We start from the raw sequence: 14,455 nt of genomic DNA on the forward strand, positions 1-14,455 counted from the left end.
CCTCCGCGGGGGGTGGCGGTGGGGGGGGGTGGGTGTGGTGGCGGCGCGCCCGGCGCGGCGCGGCCCCGTGGGCGGCGGGGTGCTCGCGGGGCCCCCCGGGGCGGGCCCGCGGGGGGAGCGGGCCTGCGGAGGGTGCGGGCCGGACAGGGCCTGGGTGCGCGCCGGGCGGAGGCCGCTCGGCGCAGCGAACCTAAACCGGTTCAGGAGCGCTGTCAACGACTCGCGCAGCAACCACCCCGTCGGGTGGCTCGGCCCCCGGCGGCGAGGTGGACTCGCGCACGGTCAGCCTCGGCGTGGGCATCTGCAGGTCCCGCCCGGAGCCGGCCTCGTCGAGGGCCGCCAGCAGGCTGCGGGCGACCTGCTCGCCGAGCGCGAAGGTGTCCCGGCTGAGCGCGGTCAGCGGCGGGTGGACGATCCGGGCCAGCACCGAGTCGTCGAAGGAGACGATGGACAGTTCGGCGGGCACCGCGACGCCCATCTCCCCGGCCACGCCGAGCCCGGCGACGGCCATCACGTCGCTGTCGTAGACGATCGCGGTGGGCCGCCGGGGCCGGGAGAGCAGGGTGCGGGTGGCGGCGGCGCCCTCGGCGTCGCTGAAGTCTGTGGGCACCGACACGGCCTCCTCCAGCCCGAGCCGGCGGGAGGCGTCGCGCAGCGCGCGGATCCGGCGCTGGGTGTGCTGGAAGTGCGGCAGCCCGGCGAGGTGGGCGATCCGGCGGTGCCCGATGGCGGCCAGGTAGTCGACGATGGAGAGCATCGCCTCCCGGTCGTCGGCCCAGATCCGCAGCGGGCCGCCGCCCTTGCCGGGCCCGCCCAGGATGACGGCGGGCAGGCCGAGTTCGTCCAGCACCGGCAGCCGCGGGTCGCGGACCTGGAGGTCGACGACGATGAAGCCGTCGACCCGGTGCTCGGAGGCCCAGCGCCGGTAGACCTCGATCTCGGCGGCGGTGTCCTCGACCACCATCAGGTGCAGCGCGACGGAGCTGGCCGAGAGCACCGCCTGGAGGCCGGACAGCAGTTGGCTGAAGAACGGCTCGACGCCGATGGTGCGGGCCGGGCGGGCGATCACCAGCCCGACGGCGTCGGCCCTGGCTCCGCCGAGGGCCCGCGCGGCGCTGTGCGGGCGCCAGTTCATCTCCTCGGCGACCCGCAGGATCCGGGCCCTGGTCGCCTCGCTCACGCCGGGGCGGCCGTTGAGCGCGAAGGACACCGCGCCCTTGGAGACACCGGCCTGGCGCGCGATGTCGGCGATCGTCGGTCTGGCCACAGAACCCGACTCCTCTCTTGACATCCAAGTTTAGGCGGGAGCATAGTCCCTGGCATAGCTAGACCGGTTTAGTAATACAGGTTCTGGAACTCGGCACCACCCCCGTGACCCAAAACCACCCCCCGAGCTCGGCACGATCCCCCACCCACCCCCAGGACCGGGAGACCCTCATGCGAAGAATCTGGGCGGCACTGACCACGACGGCATTCACCGCGGCCGCACTCACCGGCTGCGGACTCGGCTCCAGCGAAAGCAAGAACAGCGACAGCGTGGCGAGTGCGGCCGCCACCGGCGAGGTCAAGGGCAAGGTCTCGATCCAGACCTGGGCGCTCAAGCCGAAGTTCACCGACTACGTCCAAGGCGTCCTCGACGGCTTCAAGAAGAAGTACCCCGGCGTCGAGGTCGAGTGGCTCGACCAGCCCGGCGAGGGCTACTCCGACAAGGTCCTCAGCCAGGCCGCGTCCGGCGGCCTGCCCGACGTGGTCAACCTCCCGCCGGACTTCGCCTTCCCGCTGGCCAAGAAGGACCTCCTGCTGGACGTCCTCAAGGCCGACCCCAAGCTCGCCGACGAGTACGTCGCAGGCGGCGTCGAGGCCTACCGCTACACCGGCCTGAACGGCACCTTCGGCTACCCGTGGTACCTCAACACCGATGTGAACTACTGGAATTCGGAACTCCTGACGAAGAACGGGCTGGACCCGAAGAAGCTCCCCGCCAGCCTGGACGACCTGATCGCCCAGTCCCGGGCGATGAAGGAGAAGTCCGGCGGCCAGACCTACCTGATGAGCCGCAAGCCGGGCCTCGGCGACCTCTACAACGCCGGCGTGAAGCTGATGTCCGACGACGGCAAGTCCTTCACCTTCAACACCCCCGAGGCCGCCGCGCTGCTCGACAAGTACCGCGACGCCTTCAAGGAGGGCCTGCTGCCCAAGGACGTGCTGACCAACACCTACGTCGGCAACTCCAAGCTCTTCAACGCGGGCACGGCGGCCTGGACCACCGGCGGCGGCAACTTCATCACCAGCCTCGCCACCGACAACCCGACGATGGCCCCGAAGATGCTCTCCTCCCCCACCATGGGCGTCCCGCCGCTGTACGTGCAGGGCCTGACCATCCCGAAGAACACCAAGAACCCGGCCGCCGCCGTCGCCCTCGCCCGCTGGGTCACCAGCCCCGAGAACCAGGCCGCGTTCTCCCACCTGACCAGCGTCTTCCCGTCCACCAAGGCCTCCGCGAACGACCCGTTCTTCAGCAAGAGCGACGGCACCAACGCCGGCGACGCCAAGGTGGTCGCCTTCGACTCGCTCGCCAAGGCCAAGCTGATCCAGCCCGTCCAGGTCGACGACGCCATGAGCACCATCATCAACCAGCAGATCGCGCTGGCCATCAGCGGCGACGCGAGCTCCAAGCAGGCGCTGGACTCCGCCGTCGAGCAGTGCAACAAGCTGCTCAAGGGCTGACGGCCGACCGCCACCCCGACCGTACCGGTCGAGCGGCGGGCCACCCCCGCCCGCCGCACCCGGGAATGACCCGCACCACCCCCAGGAAGGCAACGGCATGACCCACCGGCGTTGGTTCACCCCCTGGCTGCTCGCCGGGCCCGCGATACTCTGGCTGGCCGTCTTCAACCTCTGGCCGGCCGTCAACACGGTGATCCTGTCCTTCACCAACGCCAAGCCCCTGGGCGGCGGGCAGTTCACCGGCCTGGAGAACTACGGGCGCCTGCTCGACGACGAACAGCTCGCCGACGCCCTGCTCAACAGCATCGTCTTCATGCTGGTCTGCCTGCCCCTGCTGACCATCCTGCCGCTGCTGCTCGCCCTGCTCGTCCAGCGCAAGGTCCCCGGCATCACCTTCTTCCGCACCGCCTTCTACACCCCGGTCATCGCCTCCGCCGTCGTGGTGGCGCTGATCTGGGGCTGGGTGCTGGACGACCGCGGCCTGGTCAACGGCCTGCTCCAGCAGTCCGGGATGGCCGACTCCCCGGTCGCCTTCCTCACCGACCGCTGGCTGCTGCTGTTCAGCGCGATCGCCCTGACCGTCTGGAAGGGCTTCGGCTACTACATGGTCATCTACCTGTCCGCCCTCGCCAACGTCCCGCGCGAACTGCACGAGGCGGCGGCCGTCGACGGCGCCAGCCCGATCCGCCGGTTCTGGCACGTCACCCTGCCCGGGGTGCGGCCGACCATGATGCTGGTCTCCGTCCTCATCTCGGTCAGCGCGCTGCGCGTCTTCTCCGAGCTGTACGTGCTCTCCCACGGCCAGGGCGGCCCGGGCGGGCGGGACATGTCGGTGGTGATGCTGATCCAGATGTACAGCCGCGGCTTCAACGGCCACCTCGGCTACGCCTCCGCGCTCAGCCTGATGCTGTTCGTCATCACCCTCGGCCCGATGCTGCTGCTGATGCGCCTGAACCGGAAGGCGGCCTGAACCCCGTGACCTCCCCCCGTTCGAAGGCCGCCCGCCGCGCTCAAGACTCGCAGGGCTCGCAGGGACCCCGGGGCTCCCGGGGCTCCCAGGGCTCCCGGGGTTTCAACACCCCCTCCCCCGCCCAGACCGCCGGCCGCTACCTGCTCCTGGTGCTCGTCCTGCTGCTGGTGGTCGGGCCGTTCCTGTGGCAGCTCTCCACCTCCCTCAAGGGTCCCAACGAAGACGTCTACACCAGCACCCCGAGCTTCATCCCCGAACAGCTGACCTTCGGCAACTACGGCAAGGTCGCCGAGACCATCCCGGTCTGGACCTACGCCCTCAACTCGCTGATCGTCGCCGCCATCTGCATCACCGGCAACGTGGTCGGCTGCACCCTGGCCGGCTACGCGCTCGCCCGGCTGCGCTTCCGCGGCGCCAAGCTCGTCCTCGGCCTCTTCCTCGCCACCCTGGTGCTCCCCGGCGAGGTCACCATCGTCTCCCAGTACGTGCTGGTGCGCGGCCTCGGCCTGGCCGACAGCCTGACCGGCGTCGCCCTGCCCGGCGCGATCGCCATGCTCAACGTGCTGCTGATGCGCACCGCCTTCGCCGCCGTCCCGCTCGAACTCGACCAGGCCGCCCTGGTCGACGGCGCCACCGTGTGGCAGCGCCTCTGGCACATCAGCCTGCCCAACGTGCGCGGCATGCTCAGCGTGATCGTCATCTTCACCTTCATCGGCGCCTGGGACGACTTCCTCTGGCCACTGATCGTGCTCAACGACCCGCAGAAGTACACCCTCACCGTCGGACTCCAGTACCTCAACGGCACCTTCTCCGCGAACCCGCGGCTGATCGCGGCCGGCACCATGATCGCCTTCCTGCCGATCGTCGTGGTGTTCGGCGTCTGCCAGCGCTTCTTCTTCAAGGGCGTCGAGGAGGGAGCCGTCAAGGGTTAGGCCCGGTCCGACCGAGGACGTGTCCGACGATTCCTGACCCCACCGCCCGTTCGCCCCACACCCGTTGAGGAATCACCCGCCCATGAGCACCCCCGCACCGCAGCGCCCCCGCTTCGGCGTCAACTACACGCCCAGCGCCGGCTGGTTCCACCACTGGCTCGACTTCGACCTGGACGCCGTCCGCGCCGACTTCGACTCCATCGCCGCACTCGGCCTGGACCACGTCCGGGTCTTCCCGCTCTGGCCGCTGTTCCAGCCCAACCGCACCCTGATCCGGCCGCGCGCCGTCGAGCAGTTGGCGGCCCTGGTGGACGCGGCCGGCGAACGCGGCCTGGACGTCGCGGTGGACGGCCTCCAGGGCCACCTGTCGAGCTTCGACTTCCTGCCCTCCTGGACCCAGACCTGGCACCGGCGCAACATCTTCACCGACCCCGAGGTCCTCGACGGCCAGGCCGCCTACCTGCGCACCCTCGCCGAGGCGCTGCACGAGCGGCCCAACTTCCTCGGTATGACGCTCGGCAACGAGATCAACCAGTTCTCCGGCGAACCGCACCCCGACCCCGACCGGATCACCCCCGGACAGGCCGACGCCTGGCTGCGCCGGATGCTCGACGCCTGCGAGCAGGGCGCGCCCGGCCGGATGCACCTGCACGCCTCCTACGACGCCGCCTGGTACCTGGACGAACACCCGTTCACCCCCTGGCACTCGGCCCGGATCGGCGCCGCCACCGCCGTGCACTCCTGGGTGTTCAACGGCACCGCCCAGCGCTACGGCGCCCACTCCACCGCCACCGCGCAGCACGCCGCCTACCTGGTCGAGCTCTCCAAGGCCTGGGCGGACGACCCGGCCCGCCCGGTCTGGCTCCAGGAGGTCGGCGCCCCCGCCCCGCACATCACCGCCGAGGACGCCGCCCGGTTCACCGGCGCCACCGTCGAGGCCGTGCTCGACTGCCCGGACGTGTGGGGCGTCACCTGGTGGTGCTCGCACGACGTGGACCGCTCGCTGGCCGACTTCCCCGAGCTGGAGTACAGCCTCGGCCTGCTCACCACCGACCGCGCGGTCAAGCCGGCCGGCGCCAGGCTGGCCGAGGCCGCCGCCGAGGCGCGCCGCTCCTGGCAGCCGCCCGCGCCGCGCACCACCGCCGTGGTGGTGGCCACCGGGGACGAGGTGACCGCGCCCAAGCGCTCGGTCTGCGGGCCCGGCGGCGCCGTCTACGAGGCGTTCATGCGCCTCGCCGAGGCGGGCGCCCGCCCGACCACCGTCCTCGCCGAGCACGCCGAGGACCAGGCCCACCTGGCCGCGCGCGGGATCACCGAGGTGGTCCACCCGGACGACGTACGGTCCCTGTAACCCTTCGCCCCAGCCGTTACCCCTCAGCCACGATCCTCACTCACGCCCCTCAGACACGCCCCTCAGTCACGCAACGGAGCCCGCTGACATGCACGATGACCGCACGCTGGTCGAGTCCCGCCTCAAGCGCGTCCTGGACGAGCGCATCCGCCCGGCCGTCTACCCCGAGTCCGTCCCGCTGGAGGTCGGCATCTGGACGGCACCCGGCGAGCCCGTCCCGGTCGCCGAGGGCCTGGCCGCGCCGCGCACCCCGATCGCGGTCGGCGACGCCTGGGGCGCGCCGTGGGGCACCAGCTGGATCACCGTGACCGGCACCGTGCCGCAGGCCTGGGCCGGGCGGACGGTCGAGGCGCTGATCGACCTCGGCTTCGACGCCAACATGCCCGGCTTCCAGTGCGAGGGCCTGGTCTACCGCCCGGACGGCACCCCGGTGAAGGGCCTCAACCCGCAGAACCAGTGGGTGCGCATCGCCGCCCCCGCGGCCGGCGGCGAGCAGGTCCTGCTGCACGTCGAGGCGGCCTCCAACCCGGTCATCCTGGACTACCACCCCTTCCTGCCCACCGAGTTGGGCGACAAGGACACCGCCGGCGACCAGCCGCAGTACAAGCTGACCGGGATGGACCTCGCCGTCTTCGACGAGACGGTCTGGCAGCTGGTGATCGACCTGGAGGTGCTCGGCGAGCTGATGGCCGAGCTGCCGGTGGACGGCGCCCGCCGCTGGGACGTCCTGCGCGCGGTCGAGCGGGCGCTCGACGCGATCGACCTCCAGGACGTCAACGGCACGGCGGCCGCCGCCCGTTCGGAGCTCGCCGGGGTGCTGGCCGCACCCGCCGTGCCGTCCGCGCACCGGATCAGTGCGATCGGCCACGCGCACATCGACTCGGCCTGGCTCTGGCCGCTGCGCGAGACCGTCCGCAAGGTGGCGCGCACCACCGCCAACATGACCGCGCTGCTGGAGGACGAGCCGGACTTCCTCTACACCATGTCCCAGGCGCAGCAGTTCGCCTGGATCAAGGAGCACCGCCCCGAGGTGTACGCCCGGGTGCAGAAGGCCGTGGCGCAGGGCCGGTTCGTCCCGGCCGGCGGCATGTGGGTCGAGTCCGACACCAACATGCCCAGCTCGGAGGCGATGGCCCGGCAGTTCGTGCACGGCAAGCGGTTCTTCCTGGACGAGTTCGGGGTGGAGAACCACGAGGCGTGGCTGCCCGACACCTTCGGCTTCACCGGCGGACTGCCCCAGATCATCCGCAACGCGGGCTCCAAGTGGCTGCTGACGCAGAAGATCTCGTGGAGCCAGATCAACAAGTTCCCGCACCACACCTTCCTCTGGGAGGGCATCGACGGGACGAGGATCTTCACCCACTTCCCGCCCGTGGACACCTACAACTGCTCCATGAAGGGCAGCGAGATCGCCCACGCGGCAAGGAACTTCAAGGACAAGGGAGTGGCCCGGCACTCGCTCGCCCCGACCGGCTGGGGCGACGGCGGCGGCGGCACCACCCGCGAGATGGTCGCCAAGGCGGGCCGGATGAAGGACCTGGAGGGCTCGGCCACCGTCCGCTGGGAGAAGCCCGCCGAGTTCTTCACCAAGGCCGAGGCCGAGTACCCGAACCCGCCGGTCTGGGTCGGCGAGCTCTACCTGGAGCTGCACCGGGCCACCCTGACCAGCCAGGCGAAGACCAAGCAGGGCAACCGGCGCAGCGAGAACCTGCTGCGCGAGGCCGAACTCTGGTGCGCCACGGCCTCGTTGCGCACCGGCGCGGCCTACCCGTACGAGCAGCTGGACCGGATCTGGAAGACCGTCCTGCTGCACCAGTTCCACGACATCCTGCCCGGCTCCTCCATCGCCTGGGTGCACCGCGAGGCCGAGGCGACGTACGCGGCGCTGGCCGCCGAGCTGGACTCGCTGATCGACGGCGCCCAGCAGGCCCTCGCCGGGGACACCGCCGGCGGGCGCGAGCTGGTGTTCAACTCGGCGCCGCACCCGCGCTCGGCCGTCCCGGCCGGCGGGGCCGCCCCGGCCGTGTTCGGCGCGGGCGCCTGCGAGGTCGTCGAGCGGCCCGAGGGCGGCTTCCTGCTGCGCAACGGGCTGCTGGACGTGGTCGTGGACGCCGACGGCCTGGTGGCGTCGGTGGTCGAGGTGGCGAGCGGCCGCGAGAGCGTCGCCCCCGGCACCCGGGCCAACCTGCTCCAACTGCACCCGGACTTCCCCAACATGTGGGACGCCTGGGACGTCGACCAGTTCTACCGCAACACCGTCACCGACCTGACCGCCGTGGACGCGCTGACGGCGCTCTCCGCCCCCGACCAGGCCACCGTCCGGGTCGCGCGCTCCTTCGGCTCGTCCACCGTCGTCCAGACGCTCACCCTGCGGGCGGGCGAGCAGCGGCTCGACATCGACACCGAGGTCGACTGGCACGAGACCGAGAAGTTCCTCAAGGCCGCGTTCCCGCTGGACGTGCACACCGAGCGGTACGCCGCCGAGACCCAGTTCGGCCACCTCTACCGGCCCACCCACACCAACACCAGCTGGGACGCCGCCAAGTTCGAGGCCTGCAACCACCGCTTCGTCCACCTCGACGAGCCCGGCTGGGGCGTCGCCCTCGTCACCGCCTCCACCTACGGCCACGACGTCACCCGCGCCGTGCGCGACACCGACGGCGGCACCACCACCACCGTCCGCTTCTCGCTGCTGCGCGCGCCGCGCTTCCCCGACCCGAAGACCGACCAGGGCCTGCACCGCTTCCGGCACGCCCTCGTCCCGGGCGCGGCGATCGGCGACGCCGTCCGCGAGGGCTACCGGATCGGCCTGCCCGAGCGGCGCGTCACCGGCAGCGCCGAGCAGGTCGCGCCGCTGGTGCAGCTCGACAACGACGCGCTGGTGGTCAGCGCGGTCAAGCTCGCCGACGACCGCAGCGGCGACCTGATCGTCCGGGTCTACGAGGCCGGCGGCGGCCGTGCCCGTGGCCTGCTCACCACCTCCTACCCGCTGGCCGGCGCCGTCCCCTGCGACCTGCTGGAGCGGCCCTGGGACGGCACCCGCGGCGAGGTGGCCGTGGAGGACGGCGCGGTGCGGCTGGCGCTGCGGCCGTTCGAGCTGGTCACGCTGCGCCTGAGCGCGGCGGGCTGAGCACGGCGGGCTGAGCACGGCCGTCTGACGGCGGGGCCCTGCCGCTGGGGCCCCGCCGTTGGGGGCCCTGCCGTTGGGGGCCTCGCACCCCCGCCCGCCCGCCGCGCCCCGCATGCCGCACTACGCTGATCGGCGCCCCGGCCCGCCCGCCGGGGCGCCACCCCCGCCCGAACCCGCCTGGAGCCCGCCGCGATGACCCTCACCCCGCCGCCCGCCGCCACCCCGCTGTTCGCCGCCGTGGACATCGGCGGCACCAAGATCGCCGGGGCGCTGGTCGACGGCCACGGGCGGCTGCGGCACCGGCTCCAACTGCCCACCCCGGCCCGGGAGCCGGGCGCGGCCGTGCTCGCCGTCGTGCACGAGGTGCTGGACCGGCTCGCCGGCACCGCCGACTGGACCGCCGTGACGGCCGTCGGGATCGGCAGCGCCGGCCCGGTCGACCTCGCCGCCGGCACCGTCAGCCCCGTCAACATCCCCGGCTGGCGCGACTTCCCGCTGGTCGCCGAGGTCGCCGCGCACCCGGCGGTGGCCGCCCGGCGGCTGCCCGTCCACCTGGCCGGGGACGGCGTCGCAATGGCCGCCGCCGAGCACTGGCAGGGCGCCGCCCGGGGCGCGGCCAACGCGCTGTGCCTGGTGGTGTCGACCGGGGTCGGCGCCGGGCTGGTGCTCGACGGCGCCGTCCGTCCCGGCCCGAGCGGCAACGCCGGCCACCTCGGCCACATCAGCGTCGACCTGGACGGCGAGCCCTGCCCGTGCGGCTCGCGCGGCTGCCTGGAGGGCCTCGCCAGCGGCACCGCGATCGCCCGCCGGGCCCTCGCCGAGGGCTGGCGCCCGGCCGGGGAGGACCGCTCGGCCCGGGCCGTCGCCGCCGACGCCGAGGCGGGCGACCCGGTCGCGCTCGCCTCCTTCGACCGCGCCGCCCAGGCCCTCGCCGCCGGGATCGCCGCCACCGCGGCCCTGGTCGACCTCGACCGGGTGGTGGTCGGCGGCGGCGTCGCCACCGCCGGCGACGTCCTGTTCGCGCCGCTCGCCCGCCACCTCGACCGCTACGCCACGCTGTCCTACATCCGCGGCCTCGACGTCCGCCGCGCCGAACTCGGCACCGATGCCGGGCTGATCGGCGCGGCCGCGCTCTGCCGCTGACCCGAACCCCTCGGAGGCCGCGCCATGTCGCTCCCGCCCTTCGCCCTGCTCCACAACCCGGTCCGCCCGTACGCGTGGGGCTCGCCCACCGCCATCCCCGCACTGACCGGCACCGCGCCGACCGGCGCCCCGCAGGCCGAACTGTGGATGGGCGCACACCCGTCGGCGCCCTCCGAGCTGCTGGCTCCGGACGGTGCCGGCGGGCCGCAGCCGCTGGACGAACTCATCCAGCGGTACCCGAACGCCATGCTCGGGCCGGACACCGTGGGGCGGTTCGGCCCGGCGCTGCCGTTCCTGTTCAAAGTGCTGGCCGCCGACCGGGCGCTCTCCCTCCAGGTCCACCCGACCCGGACCCAGGCGGCGGCCGGGTACGCGGCCGAGGAGGCCCGCGGGGTCCCGCTCGACGCACCCGAGCGGGTCTTCAAGGACCCCGGGCACAAGCCCGAACTCATCTGCGCCCTCGGGGACTTCGAAGCACTGTGCGGATTCCGCCCGGCCGCCGACACGGCCCGGCTGCTGGACGCGCTCGCCGTCCCGCTGCTCGCCCCCTGGGTGGACGACCTGCGCGCGCACCCCGCCGCCGAGGTCCTGCCCGCACTGCTGCGCCGGGTCCTGGCCGAGGACCGGCCCACCGGCCCCCAACTCCGCGACATCACCCGGTCTTTGCACCGGCTCGCGGCCGAGGGCGGCCCGTTCGCCGAGGCCTGCGCCGGCTACGCCCGCGCCGCCGCGCAGTACCCCGGCGACCCGGGCCTGATCGCCGCGCTGCTGCTCAACCACGTCCGGCTCGCGGCGGGCCAGGCCCTCTACCTGGACGCCGGCGTGCCGCACGCCTACCTCCGGGGCGTGGGTGTGGAGTTGATGGCCAACTCGGACAACGTGCTGCGCTGCGGGCTCACCCCCAAGCACGTCGACGTCGACGGCCTGCTGGCGGTCACGTCCTTCCACACCGGTGAACCGCAGGTCCTCACGGCGCTCCCAGGAGACCGATTCGAGGACGAATTCCCCTCCCCCGCCGAGGAGTTCCGACTCTCCCGGCTGCGCCCGGGCCCGGCCGCCGTCCGCGCCGAGCTGCCCACCCCGCAGATCCTGCTGTGCGTCGAGGGCCGCGCCCGACTGCACGCCCCCGGCTTCGCGGACCTCGACCTCCCCCGGGGCGCGTCCGTCTACCTGCGGCCGGGTGCCGGACCGGTCGAGCTGACCGGCCGGGGTGCGGAGCTGTTCCGGGCCACCACCGGCGCGCCGGCCCAGGCCGGCACCGGGTGGCCGAACAGCAGGTCGTAACCGTCCGGGAGCTGCTCGACCACACGGTCGACCAGTTCCCCCGGGGCCAGGTCGGCGAGGGTGCCGAGCACGGCCCCGATGTCCCACGGCCCGGTCGCCTCGGTCGCGCCGTCGATCCAGCCGACCACACCGCGCACGAAGCGCTCGGCGGTCAGCGGTTCGGCGGCGGGCCCGGCATCGCGCAGCAGCGGGGCGTACGCCTCGGGCAGCGCGTCGGCGAGCTCGGCCCGTTCGGCCCCGACCAGGTGCTCACCGAGCAGTGCGAGCACGACCCGGATGGCGTGCTCCGCCTCCGCCTCGCTCGGGTACTCCCCGCAGTCGACGACGCGGGCGCGGAAGTCCTCCGGGGAGATGGTCATCGCGTCCTCCTTCCGGTCGGCGGGGACCGGCTGCGCTCCGCCCGGAAGCCGGAGGCCGAGAGCCGCCGGCCCTCGCGCGGACGATCCGTGGCCCGGTGGCCCGGTGGCGGCGGACGGCTGGTGGCGGACGGCCCGTGGCGGACGGCCCGTGGTGGACGGCTGGTGGCGGCGAGGTCCGGTCGGCTGCGCCGTCACGGCCCGTGACCGCCTGGGGTTCGCCGGTACCCGTGCTGCTCAGCGTACTGCGGCACGGCGGCAGGGAGACCGGCCGGACGGATCGACGCCGTTGTCGATCACGTCGCCGGCCCGCGCCCTGCCCGGCGCGGGGCCACCAGGGGCCCGGGTGTCAGGCCGCCGAGGCCCGACACCGTCTGCGGGTGCGGTGCGGCAGAGCGGCACCCGTGCGGGCCGCCACGCGCTGCGGCGGCGGCGCCGTGACCGGCACGGCCGGTGCGGTGGGCACAGCGGGCACAGCCGGCACCGCGGGGGCCCGCACCTCGTCCGGCATAAACGCCTCGAGAAAACTCCGCTCGTTCGAACTGAGTTTGCGCGAGCGGCCTGATTCACGGTCCCGCGCGACCACCACGGTCCTGGCCCGCATAAAGGTGAGCGGGTCACGGCAGACATCCACCACGATATGCGTGGAACTCCGCCCGATCCGTTCAACCGTCAACTGCACCGACAATGGCTCGGGCCGGTGGTACAACTGCTCCAGAAAATCGATCTCGTGCCGCGCGATAATGAATCCGGACGGGAACAGGGCGTCCCGGACGGCGGTCTCGTGGTGGCAGAACATGTCGTAAATCCCCTCCTGGACGTAGCCGACCAGCCGGGCGTTGTTGATGTGCCCGTTCTCGTCGACGTCGCTCCACCGGGTGGGGCAGGACAGCACGTGCACGCCCGGGTGCAGCGCGCTCACTGCTGCGTCAGCCCGGCGCCGGTCGCGGCGGGGAGCAGTGCCCGGCGCAACCTGGCGTAGTAACCGGACTGTTCGGCCGCCATCCGGGCCGCCGTCCAACCCTCCTCGGCCGCTTCCGCGGCGACCTGGACGACCAGGCTGTCGAGCACCGCGTCAACCGACCGGCAGAGTTCGGCGACCGCGGCGAGACGCTCGGTGACATCCGCGCCTCCGGCCGCGCCCCGGGCCGGGAAAGCGGCCAGCGATTCCGCCGCGAGCTGCAGGTCGTCGACGGTGTCCGGCATTTTCTCCGGCATGTTTTCCGGCATCAAATTCGACACGTTTTTCTCCATGACTCAATCCGGCCATTACGGCCCGGTAGCTAGTGTTCGAATACACCGAATCGGTGTCGGCCCCCCGACGCCTTCGACGCTATCCCAGCCGACACGGTGGACGGATGGTTTACGGACGGCGACGGGAAACTCACTTCTATTGGAGTAGTTTGCCGGGGTACACAATATGCCCCATCATCCGAATGCCGTCGGCAGAACGGGTGGCATCGCCGACCCGAACCCCGAAACCGGCACCTGCGCGTCGCAAATCTGCTACCAGCCTCCCCACCACCTCGCCTTGTAGAGGTGCGTCCCGCGCAGGGTCCGCGTACCGTCCGGCCGGTGCAGGGTGATCACCGAGGTGCACCAGGAGCACGGCCCGCTGTGGTCGGGGGCCACGGTCAGCAGCCGTCCGGTGCCGGGCTCGTCCCCGACGCTCTTCACGTCCCGGACGGCTGCGGGGTCGTCCAGCCGCACGGCGGTGAAGCGGTCGGCCGCCGGGTCGTACCGCCACAGGCCGGTCAGCGTGCTCACCCAGAACCGCCCCGGCTCGGCCAGCACCGGCGCGAGGTCGTGCCCGCCGTGGTCGGGCAGCGGCGTCGACCGGACGGCGGTCAGGGTGGGCGCCGCCGGGGTGCCGCCCACCCGCAGCGCGGTCAGCACGTCGTCGCCGAGCACCCAGAGCAGGCCCGTCCGGCCGTCCCAGTGCACGCCGTGCGCGCCCGGGAGCGGGTAGCCGGCGTGGGCGGTGGCACGCGGCCCCTGCGAGGCCGCGTACAGCCGCACCCACCCGCCACCGCTCGCCGCGACCGCGACGTTGCCGTCCGGCAGCAGCTCGATGCTGTGCGGATTGGCCGCCCCGCCCAGGTCCGCCGCCCAGCGCGTCGCGCCGGTGGTGGTGTCCACGACGACGGCCAGGCCGCCGGAGGCGGTGGTCAGCAGGTAGCGCCGGCCCTGCCGGACCCGGCTCTTCGCCTCGTCCGGATTCGTCCAGCTCCGCGCGGGCGTCAGGTCCGCGAGCCCGGCCGCCCGGTCGGCGCTCCAGCCCCACACGACCGGCAGCCGCCCCGGGCCCCGGTAGGCCATCAGCTCCTCGGCGCTCTGCAGCACCAGGACGCTACGGGACTCCTGGTCCACCACCACGACCGCCCACCCGGGCGACCTGGCCTGCGCGCCGGTCGCCGGCACGCAGAACAGCAGGACGCACAGGGCGCACAGGGCCGCCAGCCTTCTCCTCAGCACGCCCCCACCGTGCTTGCTCCCGGGCCGGTTTGCACGGTGGAGCGTCCGAACGGCCGTGGCGATCACGGTGGCGGATCCGGGGTGGCG

Annotated in this window: 12 protein-coding genes; 7 read left to right on the plus strand and 5 right to left on the minus strand. The window is 73.1% G+C overall.

The genetic code is table 11. The features are described from left to right. Positions 1-190 precede the first annotated feature (190 nt). Positions 191-1,267, minus strand: a complete 1,077-nt coding sequence (locus tag ACFV61_RS26195; protein ID WP_363369566.1) for a LacI family DNA-binding transcriptional regulator — start codon at positions 1,265-1,267, stop codon at positions 191-193. Between the two features lie 170 nt (positions 1,268-1,437). On the opposite strand from ACFV61_RS26195, the gene ACFV61_RS26200 reads away from it, so the two are divergent. The 7 genes from ACFV61_RS26200 to manA all read left to right on the plus strand — a co-directional run bounded on the left by ACFV61_RS26200 (position 1,438) and on the right by manA (position 11,537). After that, entirely contained in the window at positions 1,438-2,727 is a 1,290-nt protein-coding gene (locus ACFV61_RS26200; RefSeq protein WP_063346402.1) for an ABC transporter substrate-binding protein, read from the plus strand. A gap of 97 nt (positions 2,728-2,824) precedes the next feature. Beyond that, positions 2,825-3,697 carry a carbohydrate ABC transporter permease gene (locus ACFV61_RS26205; RefSeq protein WP_063346403.1) on the plus strand — a complete coding sequence of 291 codons (873 nt, stop codon included), beginning with the start codon at positions 2,825-2,827 and terminating at the stop codon, positions 3,695-3,697. Continuing rightward, positions 3,694-4,629, plus strand: coding sequence for a carbohydrate ABC transporter permease (locus ACFV61_RS26210; RefSeq protein ID WP_079136188.1), 936 nt, complete (start codon positions 3,694-3,696; stop codon positions 4,627-4,629). The genes ACFV61_RS26205 and ACFV61_RS26210 overlap by 4 nt, the downstream gene beginning before the upstream one ends. An 82-nt stretch (positions 4,630-4,711) precedes the next feature. Continuing rightward, the gene (locus ACFV61_RS26215) at positions 4,712-5,980 is read left to right on the plus strand and encodes a glycosyl hydrolase (protein WP_380339557.1); all 1,269 of its coding nucleotides are present in this window, start codon (positions 4,712-4,714) and stop codon (positions 5,978-5,980) included. Between the two features lie 88 nt (positions 5,981-6,068). Beyond that, positions 6,069-9,110, plus strand: a complete 3,042-nt coding sequence (locus ACFV61_RS26220) for an alpha-mannosidase (protein ID WP_380494229.1) — start codon at positions 6,069-6,071, stop codon at positions 9,108-9,110. Positions 9,111-9,302: 192 nt separating this feature from the next. Then, positions 9,303-10,253 carry an ROK family protein gene (locus tag ACFV61_RS26225; RefSeq protein ID WP_380494231.1) on the plus strand — a complete coding sequence of 317 codons (951 nt, stop codon included), beginning with the start codon at positions 9,303-9,305 and terminating at the stop codon, positions 10,251-10,253. A 24-nt stretch (positions 10,254-10,277) separates the two neighbouring features. Continuing rightward, positions 10,278-11,537 carry a mannose-6-phosphate isomerase, class I gene (gene manA / locus ACFV61_RS26230; RefSeq protein ID WP_380494233.1) on the plus strand — a complete coding sequence of 420 codons (1,260 nt, stop codon included), beginning with the start codon at positions 10,278-10,280 and terminating at the stop codon, positions 11,535-11,537. Here manA and ACFV61_RS26235 read toward each other — a convergent pair. The 4 genes from ACFV61_RS26235 to ACFV61_RS26250 all read right to left on the minus strand — a co-directional run bounded on the left by ACFV61_RS26235 (position 11,420) and on the right by ACFV61_RS26250 (position 14,368). Continuing rightward, positions 11,420-11,896, minus strand: coding sequence for a DUF2267 domain-containing protein (locus tag ACFV61_RS26235; protein WP_079135401.1), 477 nt, complete (start codon positions 11,894-11,896; stop codon positions 11,420-11,422). The genes manA and ACFV61_RS26235 overlap by 118 nt on opposite strands. Positions 11,897-12,242: 346 nt before the next feature. Beyond that, complete coding sequence (locus tag ACFV61_RS26240; protein ID WP_380488055.1) at positions 12,243-12,815, minus strand: acyl-CoA thioesterase; 573 nt, start codon at positions 12,813-12,815, stop codon at positions 12,243-12,245. Then, positions 12,812-13,147, minus strand: coding sequence for a hypothetical protein (locus ACFV61_RS26245; protein ID WP_063346410.1), 336 nt, complete (start codon positions 13,145-13,147; stop codon positions 12,812-12,814). The genes ACFV61_RS26240 and ACFV61_RS26245 overlap by 4 nt, the downstream gene beginning before the upstream one ends. Before the next feature lie 252 nt (positions 13,148-13,399). Further along, positions 13,400-14,368, minus strand: coding sequence for a DUF6528 family protein (locus ACFV61_RS26250; protein ID WP_380494235.1), 969 nt, complete (start codon positions 14,366-14,368; stop codon positions 13,400-13,402). Positions 14,369-14,455 lie beyond the last annotated feature (87 nt).

This window comes from Kitasatospora sp. NPDC059817, from assembly GCF_042731835.1.
Taxonomy (GTDB): domain Bacteria; phylum Actinomycetota; class Actinomycetes; order Streptomycetales; family Streptomycetaceae; genus Kitasatospora.